The organism is Granulicoccus phenolivorans DSM 17626 = NBRC 107789 = JCM 15570, assembly GCF_000423085.1.
GTDB classification, from domain to species: domain Bacteria; phylum Actinomycetota; class Actinomycetes; order Propionibacteriales; family Propionibacteriaceae; genus Granulicoccus; species Granulicoccus phenolivorans.
On record NZ_AUHH01000021.1, the window covers coordinates 36,401 to 48,494 of the forward strand.

The window sequence follows — 12,094 nt, forward strand, 5'->3', positions numbered from 1 at the left end:
CCCGCCGCCGCGGCGCAGCCGGCGCCGCTCGCCCCGGCGCCGTGGCGAGGCGCGCCTCTCCCCGGCGGCGGCCGGTGTGGATCCTCCCTGGCCCCAACCCAACGCACAATCGGATACTTCATATCCGCATCGTGTATCATGGAGTCATAACCGGATATTTCATATCCGACCATGCTCCGACATCAGGGAGGGCCCACCATGAGCACGATCAATCCGCTACTCACACTCAACAACGGCGTCCAGCTCCCCGCCCTGGGCTACGGCGTCTTCCAGACCCCGCCCGAGCAGACCCGCGCCGTTGTCGAGGAGGCCCTGCGGGTGGGCTACCGCCACATCGACACCGCCGCGGCGTACGGCAACGAGCGCGAGGTGGGCGAGGCGGTACGCCGCAGTGGCCTCGACCGCAGCGAGGTGTTCCTGGAGACCAAGATCTGGGTGACCGACTACGGCTATGACCAGACGCTGCACGCCTTCGACAAGTCCGCGGCCAAGCTCGGGGTCGACACGATCGACCTGCTCCTGTTGCATCAGCCGATGCCGCCGCAGTTCGACCTGACCCTGGCGGCGTACCGGGCGCTGGAAACCCTGCTGGAGCAGGGCCGGGTCCGCGCCATCGGAGTCAGCAACACCATGCCCGAGGTGCTGGACCGCCTGCTCGCCGAGACCACCGTGGTGCCTGCGGTGAACCAGATCGAGGTCCACCCCTACTTTCAACAGCGCGCCCTGCAGCAGGTCCATGCCCGGCACGGGATCCTGACCCAGGCCTGGTCTCCGATCGGTGGCATCACCGTGTACGGCGGTGGCGAGCGCAGTGCGTTCGAGGATCCGACCCTGACCGAGATCGCGGCCCGGCACGACGCGACCCCGGCCCAGGTGATGCTCGCCTGGCACCGCCAACAGGGGCGCTCCGCGATCCCCAAGTCGGTCACCCCGGCCCGGATCGCGGAGAACTTTGCCTCCCTGGCGGTGACGCTCAGCGACGAGGAACTCACGCGGATCGACGCCCTGGAGACCGGCCATCGCGGCGGCCCCGATCCCGCCTCGATCACCCAGACCACCTTCGACATCCAGATCCCGGAAGCCTGAGCGGACGCCGGATGCGGCACGACCCACTCGACGTCCTGGTGGTCGGCGGCTCGCTGGCCGGGCTGATGGCCGCCATCGCCCTCGTCCGCCAGGGTCACCGGGTGACGGTGCTGGAGCGCGCGCCCCGGCACCGGCCCTCCGGCGCCTCGTTGGTGGTGCGTGAGGCCGACCTGCGAACGATTCTGGGGGCCGAACACGCCCGCGCTGCGGTCCGGTCAGCGGGTCCGCGGGACACCCGTCGCGGCACCGACGTGCCCGCGACCTGGGCCGGACTGTACGAGGGGCTGTGCCGCGCGGCGGAAGCGGAGCCCCGGCTGACCCTGCGGCACGACACCCGGGTCGGCGCGGTCGGCCAGGACGCGAACTCGGTGTGGGTGCAGGCCGGCCGGGAACGACTCGCCGGAGACCTGCTGATCGGCGCCGACGGGCACCGCAGCCTGGTCCGCCGCAGCGTCGCCCCGGAACATCCGGATGCCGGCTTTGCCGGATATGTGCTGTGGCTCGGGGTGGCCGCGGAGCGGGACCTGGCGTACGCGGGCCCCTGGCCGGGCGGACTCGACATCCGTGACTCCGGCGCGCATCTGCTCCTCGGCTACCCCCTCGCGGGCCCGGACGGCTCGACCGCCCCGGGGCGGCGGCGCCTGGGCTGGGCCTGGTACGACCGCACCCGCAACGAGGTGTTCCGGGAATTGGGGGCAGTGCGCGGCGGGGTCGGGCACCACTCGCTGCGGGCGCCCGACCTGCCGCCGGAGGTGATCGACGGGCTGGCCGGCGAGGCCGGCCAGTGGCCGCAGCCGTGGCGATCGGCGATCACCGACTCCTTCGGCCGGGTCGACTTCGTCGGAACCCCGATCACCGAATACCTGCCCGAGCGTCTGGTTCGCGGGCGGATGGTCCTGGTCGGTGATGCCGCGCACGTGCCGACCCCGATGACCGGTCGAGGTTTTGCCACCTCGCTGGACGATGCTGCGGCCCTGGCCGGGTCCTGACCGGCGTCGGTCCGCCCCGGCCCGGAACGGCGGGCCGGCACCGGTGCGGCGCTACCTGCCGGATCTGAACCGACTGATCTGGGACCGCACGATCAACCCGGGCCGAGTGTTCGACCTGTCGCTGCCGTTGGAGCAGGCCACCGAGGGCCGAAGTGCCGTTTCGATGTTCTCGTTGCGCCGCAGCACACTCGAAATGCCCGCTGACTGGACGCCGTCACCGGTGAGTGCATCGAAACGGTCACCGCGCCCGGTAACCCCTCGCTCTTCGAGGGATTTCAGCTCCGGCCTCCCATCAACTGAACGACCAGGGTCTCGGCCAGCCAGGACTCCACCTGCGCCGGGGTCCACCCCGCATCGAGCACCAGTGCGGCATACACCCCCTGGGCGGCATAGGCGCGGAAGACCGCCTGCGCGTGCTCGAGCGGGACCACGAGCTGGTCGGCGACTGAAGCCATGAGCCGGTCCATCACCATGTTCCGACCGCGGAGCTTTCCCTGCAGCAGCCTGCGGGTCTCGGCGTCGCCATCCATCGCCGCATCGAGGATCCGGACCACATCGAAGTCGGCTGAGTAGAGCGTGATCAGCCAGTGCGCCGCGCCGCGCAGCCGATCCAGCGGATCCGACTGCCCCAGCACCTCATCGGCCAGTTCCCGGGCCCGCGCGCGTTCCAGCCAGCGCTCGCAGATCAGATTCAGGATCTCCCGCTTGGCCCCGAAAGCGGCATACACGGTGCGGGTGCCGACGCCGGCCCGGCGCGCGATCGCCTCGATGCTGGTCGGACCGTACCCCGCGGTGGCGAACAGCTCCTGCGCAGCATCGGCGACCCGCAGTCTGGTCGCCTCGGCCTGCTGCTGCCGATACGTCGATCCCTTGACCTCATCCACCACACAGGAATAGTATCGATGCATTCATTGCAGTACTACTGCACTAACTGCAGAGATGCTGCGAGTCAAGGAGGACTCGTCATGAAAACCTCAGTGGGCGCGCAGGTCGTCGAACGGATCCTGCACGAGGGATTTGCCGGTGGGGACGCCGACATCGTGGATGAACTGTGTGCCCCCGACATCGTGGAGCACCAATTCGGCCTGGCCGGCACCGGCGCCGAGGCGATCGCGAAGATCAAGCAGGGCATTCGGGAGGTGCACACCGCGTTCCCGGATCTGACCTTCACCGTCGAGGACGTCGCAACCGCCGGCGACACGGTCTGGGTTCGCGCGGTGGGCCACGGCACCAACACCGGCCCCTTCTTCGGTCCACCGACCGGGCGACCGATCCAACTCACCGTGATCGATGTGGCCCGGGTGGTCGACGGCCGGATCGTCGAACACTGGGGCGTACCCGACCGCTTCGAGATCCTCGTTCGGCTCGGCAAACTGAGCACACCGCCACGCACCTGAGCGGCGCAACACCGGCCAAGAAGACCTTGAATCCGATACCCAGGTACAGGTTTACCGTGGAGGCATGACCCACCACACCCCCTCCGCGGCAGCCCCGACCTGGGTACCGGAATCCTGCACCCTCCCCACCGTGGAGCAGCCGCTGCGCGTGCGGGAGTTCGACGACCTGTTCACCGGCTCCCTGCGCACCATCGAGCGCCCCGGCCCGACCACGGCCCGATTGACCCTGGCGACAGCCGAACCCGCGCAGGTCCGCGACCTCGTCGATCGCGAAGTCGGCTGCTGCAGCTTCTTCACCTTCACCCTCACCCCCGAACCGGACGGGCTCAGCCTGGGGATCGATGTCCCGGCGACCCGGGTGCCGGTCCTCGACGCCCTGGTCGGGCGCGCCGCCACCCTCGCCGGACTCCCCCGATGAGCACGTACGCCGGGTTGCGCCCGGGCCAGGTCGCCGCGGCGGCCGGGGTCAACCTGCAGACCCTGCGCTACTACGAGAACCGCGGCCTGCTCGAGCGGCCCGACCGCAGCCTGGGCGGCCACCGCCTCTACCGCGCGGACACGGTCACCGTGCTGCGGGTGATCAAGACCGCCCAGCGACTCGGCTTCACCCTCACCGAGATCGCCGAACTGCTCGACACCGCCCGGCACCGGCACGGCCCGGGCGCGGGGCACCGGTTTCAGGAACGCGCCCGGCAGCGCCTCACCGATGTCGAGGCCCGGATCGCGGAACTGGAACTGATCGCGCAGACCCTGCGCGAGGCGATCGCCGTCGGGTGTGACGACCTGATCGAGTGCGCCGCCGTGCCCGGGTGCCCGCTCCCGTTCGCCCGCCTGGCCGACTCCGCCGAGCCCGCGCCGGCCGACCGCCCCCGGGGCTGAGGACGACCGCCACCCAGGGGACTCACCCGACCAGCGTGACCCCGGCGTACGCGATGCTCGCGACCAGCACGGTGGCCAGCCCCGCGAGCAGGAAGGGGCGTCCGCCGACCCGGATCAGCCGGCGCACCCGCACTCCGCATCCCAGCCCGAACATCGCGGCGGTCAGCAGCAGGGTCTGCAGCGCCGCCCCGCCCGCGATGACGACCTCGGGCAGGGGGGCGTACGAGCGCAGCAGCACCATGACCAGAAAGCCGAGCACGAACGGCGGCACGATCGGCGGCAGCGTCGCCCGCCCCCGTACGTCGCGGTCCCCGGTCGCCGCCCGGCGGCGGGCCTGAACGCTGAGTACCGCGACCACCGGGGCCAGCATCAGCACCCGGGCGAGCTTCACCAGGACGGCAACGGTCAGCGCCGCCGGCCCGAGCAGGCCGCCGGCCGCGACCACCTGGGCGACCTCGTGGATCGATCCGCCGGCCCACCGTCCCGCGGTTCGGGGGTCCAGGCCCAGCACCGGCGCCAGCAGCGGCACCACGGCGATCATCAGCGTGCCGAAGATCACCACCAGCGCCACCGCGGTGACGGTGTCCTCCTCGTCCTCCCCGTCGGGATCGGTCACCCCGGCCACCCCGGCCACCGCGGCGGCACCGCAGATCGAGAAGCCGCAGGCGATCAGCAGGCGCAGGCCCGGGCGTACCCCGAGCAGGCGACCGAGCAGCAGGGTCCCGCCGATCCCGCCGACCACGATGGCCACCACCACCAGCAACATCGGGGCACCCAGGGCCAGTACCTCCCCCAGGACCACGTGCAGGCCGAGGAACACGATCCCGGCCCGCAACAGCTTCTTGGCCGCGAAGTCGATCCCCGGCGCCAGACGGTCGGGCAGCCACCCCAGATTGGCGAGCACGACGCCGACCACGATCGCCACCAGCATCGGCGACACCCCGGGTGCGATCAGCCCGATGCCGTACGCGACCCCGGCGACCGCCAGGGCAACCGCGGTCCCGGGCGCGAGCGTACGCAGCACATCGGGAACACGCGGACCGGCCGGCGCCGGGAGATGGAGCTTCATGGTGCCCATCGTGTCCGGACCGCGCACCTCGCAGTAGGGGCAGTTCTCACCCGGGTCACAAGCTAATCTTGTGACACATGATCGAGAGGTGGGAATGGACACAAGCCGGGAACCGGACCTGGAGGCACTCCGCGCGCTGGCGCTCACCGCGGAGTCGGGCAGCATCTCCGCCGCTGGCGCCCGGTTGGGGGTGAGTCAGCAGGCGGTCTCGCTGCGGATCCGGGCCCTGGAGCGCGACCTGCGGGTACGCCTGCTGGTCCGCTCCCCCCGCGGCTCCCACCTGACCCCGGCCGGCCAACTCCTGGTGGGCTGGGCCGCCCCGCTGCTCACCGCCGCCGACGAGTTCACCGCGGCCGCCCGCACCTTGCACGACTCCGGAACCGACACCCTGCGGATTGCGGCCAGCCTGACCATCGCCGAGCACCTGATCCCCGAGTGGATCGCCCGCTGGCGGGTTCACCTCGGCACCGCCGGCCCGGCCGTGCAACTCAGCGCCGCGAACAGCAGCGTCGTGGCCGAAGCCGTCCGGGAGGGAACCGCCGACCTCGGCTTCATCGAGACCCCCGCGATCCCGGCCGATCTGACCTCGCGACCGATCGGGGCCGACACCATCGAGGTCGTGGTCGCCGGTACCCATCGCTGGGCGGTCACCCGCGCCGTGTCGATCCCCGAGCTCGCCCGGACCCCGCTGGTCCTGCGCGAACCGGGGTCAGGGACCCGGCAGACCTTCGACGACGCGCTGCGGACCGCGGGCCACCCGCGGACCGCCGAGCCGGCCGAGGTCGCCCGGACCACTCTCGCCCTGCGCAGCGCGGTGATGGCCGGCACCGCCCCGGGGGCGCTCAGCTCGCTTGCGGTCGCCGACGACCTGCAGGCCGGCCGGCTGGTTCGGGTCCGCATCCGCAATCTCCGCATCCAGCGGCCGCTGACCGCGATCTGGGCCGGTCGCGCCGGGCCGGGCGTACGCGACTTCCTCGCGCTCGCGCCCGGGACCTGACCGACGCGGACGGCTTGGGTGCGCCGCTGAGCCCGGGGCGTGGCTACAGTGCAGCCATGCAGCAGGACATCGTGATCTTCCCCGCCCCCGGGCGCCGCACCAAGCAGCGCAGCGGAGCGATCGTGCTGTTCCTGCTCCTGGGCGCCCTGCTGGTCGGGGCGGTCGCGATGTTCCTGGCCGAGGGAGGGGTGATGCCGGTCGTCGCGATGGTGCTGCTGGCGGTCGCGCTGTACGGCCTGGTCCGCTCCACCCTGCCGTCCTTCCGCGCCGACCCCGAAGGCGGCTACGGGCCGGTCCTGGTGGTCAACCAGGACGGCATCGGCGACGGGCGGCTGTTCCTCCCCTGGTCCCGGGTCACCGATGTCCGGGTCGCCGAGATCCGCTCCACCCGCCGCGCGCGTACGCTCGGGGCCCGGCTGAACGATGCCATCGCCGCCGACACCGGCGTGCTGGACGGGGAGTTCGAACTGCACATACACACCACGACCCCCGTGCCGCCGCAGGCGCTGGTCCCGGGTCGGCACAGCCAGCCGCACCCGCAGTTGATCATCTACAACCTGCAGCGCGATATCCCCTCCGCGCACTGGACGCCGTTGGCCGACGCGATCCGCGCGTACGCCCGGCAGCAGGGCATCACCACCGACTGACCCCCGGGCACGGCGGCCACGCCGCAGATCAGGCCGGGCCCGCCGCCCGCGCCTCCTGCACCGCGACCAGCGCACGCCGTAGTTCGGCGATCCAGTCGCTCTCGTGCTGACCGACCAACCGGACCGACCAGGCCAGTGCCTCGGACCGGGAGCGAGCCACCCCGGCCTCCACCAACGTGTCCAGGACCTGCCGTTCGGGTTGCCGCAACCGGGTCATCACCGGGACCGACAAGGTGGTGAACAACTGCCGGGTCTCCCCGCAGCGCGCCCCCCAGGCAACCTTGCGCCCGAACCGGGCCTCGGCCTCATCGGCGATCTGCATCCGCTTGTGCCGGGTTTCCTCCCGGAACCGGTTGATCCGGCCGGCCTCGGCCGCCCGCTGCGCGGCGTCACCCTCGGCTTCGGGCGGTTGCAGCCCGCCGACCACGAGGATCTCGTCGCGATCCACTTCCACCTCGGGTTCCCCGATGAACCACTCCTCGGGAAGCCGCCCTACGAACCATGCTCTGATTTCACCCATACACGATTACACAATTACATTGCTACAACGTCAAGGATCTCGGCTCGAACTCGTACGCCAGCACCAGGCTCCCCAGCGCGGTGGTGTCCGAGCCCACCAGGCGCAGCGGGCGCGGCGCGGGGAGATCACCGAACAGCCGCTTGCCCGAGCCGAGCAGGAGCGGATGCACGAACAGCCGCAGCCCGTCGATCAGCTCGTCGTGCAGGAGCCGGCGCACCAGCATGCCGCTGCCCAGGATGACGATGTCGCCGATACCGGCTTCCTTGAGCGCCGCGATGTTCCCGGAGAGATCCCCCGTCAGCACCCGGGTCGGCGCCCAGCCCGGATCGGTCAGCGTGGCACTGACGACGTACTTGGGGGTGGCGTTCAGGTGCGCGGCCATCGGGTTGTCAGCGGACACCGTCGGCCAGTAGGCGGCCATCTTCTCGTAGGTACGCCGCCCGAACAGATAGCCGGTGGTGTTGCCCAGGGCGCCCGCGGCGGCCGTGGTGTGGATGGCCTCGGCGTACGGGGCACCCCAGCCACCGTGTTCGAACCCGCCGTCGCGGTCCTCGTCGGGGGACCCCAGCCCTTGCATCACCCCGTCGACGGAGAGAAACTCAATGGCGATCAGCTTGCTCATGATGTGCTCCTTTCTCCGCCATGGTGCGGCCGCGGAGCGCTCGGCGGCTTGAAGAAAACTGATCGGAGGGACGCCCATGCTCGATCCCGCCGCGCCGGCGCCGGGCCCGATCCTGATCCGGCACCCGGTCCCGCCCGAACTCGCCGGCCTCGTCGCCGGCATCGTGGGCTTTGCCCAGCACAGCGCGCACCCGGTGGCCCGGCGTCAGCCGGCGGGCAGCCTGATTCCGCTGATCCTGTCGTTCGGCCCGACGCTCGATGTGGTCAGCCTGTCCAACGGGGTCGGGGTGGGCCGGCACCGGTCGTTCATCGCCGGATTCATGCCCGGCTATGCGAGCACCCGGTTCGAGGCCGAACAGCACTGCCTGCAGATCTACCTCACCCCGCTCGGGGTCACCCGGCTGCTCGGGGTGCCCGGCCGGGAACTGGCCGGCCGCGTGCTCGACGCGGATGCGGTGGCGCCCTGGCTCGGCGCCGGGTTCCGCGATCAGCTCCGGGGTGCGGGTACCTGGGCGGACCGTTTCGCGCTGGTCGATCGCGCGCTGCGGCACCGGCTCACGACCGCAAGCCTGCGTCCGGAGCCGTTCGTGGCCTGGATGTGGGAGCAGATTCGGCGCACCTCGGGCCGCGCTCGGATCGGCGAGTTGATCGCGCAGACCGGCTGGAGCCAGCGCCACGCGATCGCGCGCTTCACCGAGCAGATCGGCGTCTCGCCGAAGACCGCGGCCCGGGTGGTTCGGTTCGAGCACGCCCTGACCGCACTCCCCGACCGGCCGGCCGCCGAGGTGGCCGCTCGCCTGGGGTTCGCCGATCAGAGTCATCTGATCCGGGAGGTACGCCGCTTCTCCGGCTGGACCCCCTCCGAACTGACCCCCGAGCGGACCCCCACCGCCCGGGCCGCGATCGGCGGAGCCCCGGAGCTCCTACCGCCCGGTCGGCGCTGAGCGTCCGCGCGGGTCAGCGCAGCGGGTCGAGGAGCAGATAACCGTCGACCCGGCGTACCGCATCACTGGCGGGATCCGCGGGGAGCTGATGACCGAGGTTCTGCGACCGGACCTCGGCGATCCACTGATCGTGCTGGTATTCGTGATTGATGATCGCGGTCAGCAGGTAGCCGGCGACGGCGGTGAGTTGCTCCGGTGCCCCGACCCGGCCGGCGGCGATCGCACCGACTCGGTCGTGGACCCGTTCGGCGACGGTGCTGCGGAAGCGCCGCAGCCGGTCGGTCGTGGGCAGTTCGCCGCGCAACGGCTCGGGGTTGGCCGAATCCATGATTCGGTCGAGTTCGGGGTCGGGGCTGGGCTCGGCCGCGGTGAGGTTGCGGATCATGAAGTGCGCGACATGGGCCTGGTGGCCGAGGTGCCAGCCGATCGCCGAGAAGTTCTCGTGCGGTCGCCACACCACTTCCTCCGGAGTCAGGTCACGCCACAGTTCCTCGGTGTAGGCGCAGGCGCGGTCGTACTCCTCCAGCAGGGCGGGCAGCGGCATCAGTTGGTCGGACATGGCGTGCTCCTTGGATCGGTTTCCGGGATGGCCGAGCAGGTGGTCCGGACGGCCTCGGCGGCCCGGAGCCCGGAGCGGAGAGCTCCTTCGAGGTGCCCGGCAAAGGCCGGCGCGGTCTCGGTCGACGCCCAGTGGAGCCGGCCGTGCACGGGCCGAGCGTACGCCGGGTCGCCGAAGGTACTCATGTCCTCTCCCCCGTGCACCGGCTGGGTGTAGCGCTCCGCGCTCCAGTTCCGGACATGGATCGCCCGCGGCGGCGGGGTGTCCGGACCGAACAGCCGGGCCAGTTGGTCGCCGAAGACCTGGGCGATCGCCCGGTCCGACGCGCCGGCCAGGGCCTCGGCCGGCGCGAAGCCGAAGAGGGCGGCCGGCGCCCCCTGCGGTCCGCTGTGGTCGTGGAATTCGCGGAAGGGTCCGCGGTGACTCATCGCCGAGCCGGCCAGGCCCCGCGCGCGCCAGAAGGGGGTGTCGAACACCGCGACAGCTTTGATCATCGATCCCATCCAGACCGCGGTCCGCGCCGCGACCCGGCGTACCTCGGGCGGCAGGTCCGGGGCGAAGGCGATCGACTCGGCCGCCAGCGCCGGGGGCAGGGCCAGGATCGCGTGTGCGGCAGCGATCTCGCCCGCCGGGATGCGGATCCGGACGCCGGCCGGGTCGACCGCGATCGCCTCAACCGGCTGGGCCAGCCGCAGGGTGCCGGCGGGGAGGACCGCTGCCAGCGCGTCGAGCAGGTGCTGCGCTCCACCGGTGAAGCGAGCGGCGGGAGTGTCGATGGGGCTCCCCTGCAGGCGCTGCACCGTCCCGGCCTCGAACAGCGCGTCGCCGTCGAGGTGCTGGGCGAAGGTCGGTACGCCGAGTCGGTCGGCCAGGGAGTGGATCACCGGCTCGTTCCCCCAGAACCAGGTGGCTCCGAGGTCGATCGTCCCGCCCTCGACCGGCACCGAGTGGGCACGCCCGCCGACCCGGTCCCGGGCCTCCAGCACGATGACGTCCAGCCCGGCCCCGACCAGGACGTACGCAGCCACCAGCCCCGCCGCCCCGGCGCCGACCACGACCACATCGGCCCGGCCGGGAACCGCCGGCGGCGTCCCGGTGCTCATGCCGCGTCCTGGGGCAGGAACGACCGCGGGCTGCGTACCAGGACCAGCACCGCGAGCGGAACGAGGACGACGATCGCCAGCAGCGAAAGCACCGGGAAGGAACTGGCGGCCAGCAGCGGCCCAGCAGCGAACGCCGCGGTGGCCCCGAACAGATTCGACACGGCATCCACGCCACCCTGGGCGGCCGCCTTGGTGTCAGCGGACACGACCGAGCTGAACAGGGCCGAGCCGGACACGTTCACGAAGGACCACCCGAGGCCGAGCAGGATGAGCGAGGTGATGATCCAGCCGAATTTCTCGGGCTGCAGGGCACCGATGACGAGGGAGGCGACGAAGATCACGATCCCGATGCTGATCGTGGCCCGGTGTCCCAGCCGGTCGGTGAGCTGACCGACGACCGGCGACAGGGCGTACATGCCGAGGATGTGCAGGCTGATGGTCACTCCGACGATCTCCACCGACCCGCCTTGGTGGGTCAGGTGCACCGGGGTCATCGTCATGATCGAGACCATCACGACCTGGGCGGAGACGATCGCGAGCACGGCGTACCGGGCTCCGGGGTTGATCCGCAGTTCGGCGAACATCCGGGCGATCGCGCCGCGGCGGGGACCGGTCTTGGCTTCTGCGGCGTCCCGCTGGGCCACCCGGAGTGGGTCGGGACGCAGCAGCGCGAAGACGACCGCGCCGGCCACGGCCATGCAGACCGCGGCGATGAGGAACGCGCTGGCATAGAGGGTGAGCCCGGTGGCCCCGGTGATCAGTCGGCCCGGCACTGCCAGGTTCGGGCCCAGGACCGACCCGATCGTGCCCACCCAGACGATCAGCGACAGGGACCGACCGTGGTGGCGCGGCTCGGCCAGATCGGTGGCGGCGAAGCGGGCCTGCAGACTGACGGCCAGGCCGGCGCCCATCAGGAACAGGCCGATGAACAGGAGCACCACCAGGCTGCGCTGGGCGGCGAGGACCAGCAGCACGCTGCCGACCGCGGCGGTCCACCAGCCCGACGTCAGGGCGACCCGGCGTCCGTAGCGGGCGGCCAGGGTGCCCAGGGGTACGCCCATCAAGGCCGCGCCAAGTGTGCTCGCGGTCCGGGCCAGTCCCGCCCAGGCCTCATTCTGGGTGATCTCCCCGGCCAGCAGGATCCCGATCGAGGGCGCCACGCCGACGCCGACCGTGCCGACGATCTGGGTGATGACCAGCACGATGAGGGTGCGTCGCTGCAGCCGCGAACGGGCCGCGCCGGGGGCGATGGTCACTGTGGTCATGGATTCTCCTCTGCGTAC

15 protein-coding genes are annotated in these 12,094 nt (G+C 71.5%); 8 read left to right on the forward strand and 7 right to left on the reverse strand.

Annotated features, from left to right (window positions below):
• Positions 1 to 198: 198 nt before the first annotated feature.
• Positions 199 to 1,086: an aldo/keto reductase gene (locus G531_RS0109960; protein ID WP_035758486.1), complete on the forward strand. Its 888-nt coding sequence runs from the start codon at positions 199 to 201 to the stop codon at positions 1,084 to 1,086.
• Positions 1,087 to 1,097: 11 nt separating this feature from the next.
• Complete coding sequence (locus tag G531_RS21725) at positions 1,098 to 2,075, forward strand: FAD-dependent monooxygenase (protein WP_051215322.1); 978 nt, start codon at positions 1,098 to 1,100, stop codon at positions 2,073 to 2,075.
• 275 nt (positions 2,076 to 2,350) lie between these two features.
• Here G531_RS21725 and G531_RS0109970 read toward each other — a convergent pair whose 3' ends face one another.
• Complete coding sequence (locus G531_RS0109970) at positions 2,351 to 2,983, reverse strand: TetR/AcrR family transcriptional regulator (RefSeq protein WP_051215323.1); 633 nt, start codon at positions 2,981 to 2,983, stop codon at positions 2,351 to 2,353.
• Positions 2,984 to 3,040: 57 nt separating this feature from the next.
• Between G531_RS0109970 and G531_RS0109975 the strand changes: the two genes are divergently transcribed.
• From G531_RS0109975 to G531_RS0109985, 3 genes are all read left to right on the forward strand, one after another.
• Positions 3,041 to 3,472: an ester cyclase gene (locus G531_RS0109975; protein WP_026927150.1), complete on the forward strand. Its 432-nt coding sequence runs from the start codon at positions 3,041 to 3,043 to the stop codon at positions 3,470 to 3,472.
• A gap of 64 nt (positions 3,473 to 3,536) precedes the next feature.
• Positions 3,537 to 3,890 (forward strand): hypothetical protein, encoded by a 354-nt coding sequence (locus G531_RS0109980; protein WP_026927151.1) that lies wholly within the window; start codon positions 3,537 to 3,539, stop codon positions 3,888 to 3,890.
• A complete protein-coding gene (locus G531_RS0109985) occupies positions 3,887 to 4,351 on the forward strand; it encodes a MerR family transcriptional regulator (protein ID WP_026927152.1) in 465 nt (154 codons plus the stop codon). Before G531_RS0109980 ends, G531_RS0109985 begins: the two co-directional genes overlap by 4 nt.
• 22 nt (positions 4,352 to 4,373) lie before the next feature.
• Here G531_RS0109985 and G531_RS0109990 read toward each other — a convergent pair whose 3' ends face one another.
• Complete coding sequence (locus G531_RS0109990; RefSeq protein WP_145978778.1) at positions 4,374 to 5,420, reverse strand: YeiH family protein; 1,047 nt, start codon at positions 5,418 to 5,420, stop codon at positions 4,374 to 4,376.
• A 94-nt stretch (positions 5,421 to 5,514) separates the two neighbouring features.
• On the opposite strand from G531_RS0109990, the gene G531_RS0109995 reads away from it, so the two are divergent.
• On the forward strand, positions 5,515 to 6,417 hold the full coding sequence (locus tag G531_RS0109995; RefSeq protein WP_035758487.1) for a LysR family transcriptional regulator: 903 nt from the start codon (positions 5,515 to 5,517) through the stop codon (positions 6,415 to 6,417).
• Between the two features lie 56 nt (positions 6,418 to 6,473).
• Entirely contained in the window at positions 6,474 to 7,064 is a 591-nt protein-coding gene (locus G531_RS0110000; protein WP_026927155.1) for a hypothetical protein, read from the forward strand.
• Between the two features lie 28 nt (positions 7,065 to 7,092).
• On the opposite strand, the gene G531_RS0110005 is transcribed toward G531_RS0110000, so the two are convergent.
• Positions 7,093 to 7,518, reverse strand: coding sequence for a hypothetical protein (locus G531_RS0110005; protein ID WP_145978777.1), 426 nt, complete (start codon positions 7,516 to 7,518; stop codon positions 7,093 to 7,095).
• An 88-nt stretch (positions 7,519 to 7,606) separates the two neighbouring features.
• On the reverse strand, positions 7,607 to 8,206 hold the full coding sequence (locus G531_RS0110010) for a dihydrofolate reductase family protein (RefSeq protein WP_026927157.1): 600 nt from the start codon (positions 8,204 to 8,206) through the stop codon (positions 7,607 to 7,609).
• A gap of 76 nt (positions 8,207 to 8,282) precedes the next feature.
• Here G531_RS0110010 and G531_RS24560 point away from each other — a divergent pair, with 76 nt between their 5' ends.
• A complete protein-coding gene (locus tag G531_RS24560) occupies positions 8,283 to 9,149 on the forward strand; it encodes a helix-turn-helix domain-containing protein (RefSeq protein ID WP_051215325.1) in 867 nt (288 codons plus the stop codon).
• 13 nt (positions 9,150 to 9,162) lie between these two features.
• On the opposite strand, the gene G531_RS0110020 is transcribed toward G531_RS24560, so the two are convergent.
• From G531_RS0110020 to G531_RS0110030, 3 genes are read right to left on the reverse strand one after another with little or no spacing between them, the layout of a single operon-like run.
• Positions 9,163 to 9,708, reverse strand: a complete 546-nt coding sequence (locus G531_RS0110020) for a DinB family protein (RefSeq protein ID WP_211221817.1) — start codon at positions 9,706 to 9,708, stop codon at positions 9,163 to 9,165.
• Positions 9,693 to 10,811, reverse strand: a complete 1,119-nt coding sequence (locus G531_RS0110025; protein ID WP_035758488.1) for a flavin monoamine oxidase family protein — start codon at positions 10,809 to 10,811, stop codon at positions 9,693 to 9,695. The genes G531_RS0110020 and G531_RS0110025 overlap by 16 nt, the downstream gene beginning before the upstream one ends.
• Positions 10,808 to 12,076, reverse strand: a complete 1,269-nt coding sequence (locus tag G531_RS0110030; RefSeq protein ID WP_026927160.1) for an MFS transporter — start codon at positions 12,074 to 12,076, stop codon at positions 10,808 to 10,810. Before G531_RS0110030 ends, G531_RS0110025 begins: the two co-directional genes overlap by 4 nt.
• Positions 12,077 to 12,094: the final 18 nt, after the last annotated feature.